This is a genomic window from Moorena sp. SIO4E2 (genome assembly GCF_010671945.1).
Lineage (GTDB): Bacteria > Cyanobacteriota > Cyanobacteriia > Cyanobacteriales > Coleofasciculaceae > Moorena > Moorena producens.
Genome location: NZ_JAAHIE010001200.1, coordinates 1 through 1454 on the forward strand (window position 1 = coordinate 1; position 1454 = coordinate 1454).

Below are 1454 nucleotides of genomic sequence, written 5' to 3' on the forward strand. Positions count from 1 at the left end.
ATTGCGATATGCTACAAGGGGTCAGTAAACCCTACAGTAATTCTGTGGCAACCATTAAAGTATCTGTTAACAACCAGGATATTTTGGAAGTAGCAGAAGGCAATGGACCAGTGTCAGCCCTTGATGCCGCCTTGCGCAAAGCCTTGGTGAAGTTTTACCCAGAGATTGCTGATTTCCATCTAACTGACTACAAAGTGCGGATTCTCGATGGTGCTGCTGGCACATCGGCTAAGACACGAGTGCTAGTGGAATCGAGCAATGGAGAACAGCGCTGGACAACTGTGGGGGTTTCCAGTAATATTCTCGAAGCGTCCTATGAAGCTGTGGTGGAAGGCATTGAGTATGGTTTGCTGTTGGAATCTTCAGCAAAAACACCATTGAGCCATTCCCCAGCCATGAAAGAGCGGTAATTAGCTGTTTGACCCGGTGGGTGGAATGGGCATCTTGGTGGAACGGGCATCTTGCCCGTTACAATTCCCACACGGGCTGTCCCAAAATGGGCGACGAGGCGGAAAATGAGTGCGAGCCCTTCCCTAAAGCACCACTAGCAACTAATTTAACGTGCTACCCAAAGTAGACTATCTAGCTTAGCCTTGGTCAGAACCTCAAGGGGAGGCAACTTATCATAAGGTCCTTCCCAGTTAAGGGGTTGATAGACGTATATGATCGAGGCATTTTCCTCAAACCAACAAATAACTTGCCCAGTGGACCCTTCCTCACCTGGGAAGCAGTCTAGTTTCTCGTGTCCAGGAGTGTCTGAGTAGGCTATTCCTACTTTCACATCCTTTGGACCAGGGATGCGATCGCTTAGCACTTCAATCCTGCCGATTTTTTGCTGGGAGATGTCGGCATCGATTTCCACTACCGGGCTATCTTGCCAGTAGGCTTTGAAAATATCGTAAGTTTCCCCTTCAGCAGAGGTGGTTTCTTTTTTTACGGTATAACTGGGCAGAGCACTCTTGATGGTATCAGCATCAAAGTTGCTAGTTTTGTTGAGTTTACCCAAACCTTCTGCAGTCAGCCTGAGATTAGACTTAGTCTCAGGGGGGGAAGGTTCCTTGGCGCAAGCGCCCAGGATACTGGTGACTAGGACTATGGTGGTTACAGTAAACAGTGTTTTTCTATACAATCGTCTTACAGAGTTTATGTTAACTAGTAATTAGATTAGCAAGAAGGTTAAACTTAAACAATAATACTTGTTCTACTTAGCCCAAGACACTACTATCGCACTTTGACCCCAACAACGGTTTTTGAGCGCACCTGTTGTCCAGGAACAAGGCGATGGGTTCCGCCGACGATTACTTGATCCCCTGGTTGGAGGGTACCGCGAACCAGAATGCGGTTACTCTGTGTCTGCAAAATTTCCACATCCCGCCGTTTGACACTGAAGACGTGAGTTGCACCAGAAAGATCCGATTCAGCCAATTCCCCCAAGACGTAGCAAGACCACAAAC

General features: G+C 47.5%; 2 protein-coding genes and 1 pseudogene. 1 reads left to right on the forward strand and 2 read right to left on the reverse strand.

The annotated features are described in order from the left end of the window. The coding region (locus tag F6K37_RS42170) for an alpha-isopropylmalate synthase regulatory domain-containing protein (RefSeq protein WP_287257188.1) at window positions 1–410 on the forward strand (410 nt) is incomplete at its 5' end. A 146-nt stretch (window positions 411–556) separates the two neighbouring features. On the opposite strand, the gene F6K37_RS42175 is transcribed toward F6K37_RS42170, so the two are convergent. Both F6K37_RS42175 and F6K37_RS42180 read right to left on the reverse strand, forming a co-directional pair. After that, window positions 557–1129, reverse strand: coding sequence for a DUF1131 family protein (locus tag F6K37_RS42175; protein WP_287257189.1), 573 nt, complete (start codon window positions 1127–1129; stop codon window positions 557–559). 92 nt (window positions 1130–1221) lie between these two features. Next, window positions 1222–1454: pseudogene (locus tag F6K37_RS42180) on the reverse strand (hypothetical protein); the annotation flags it as partial.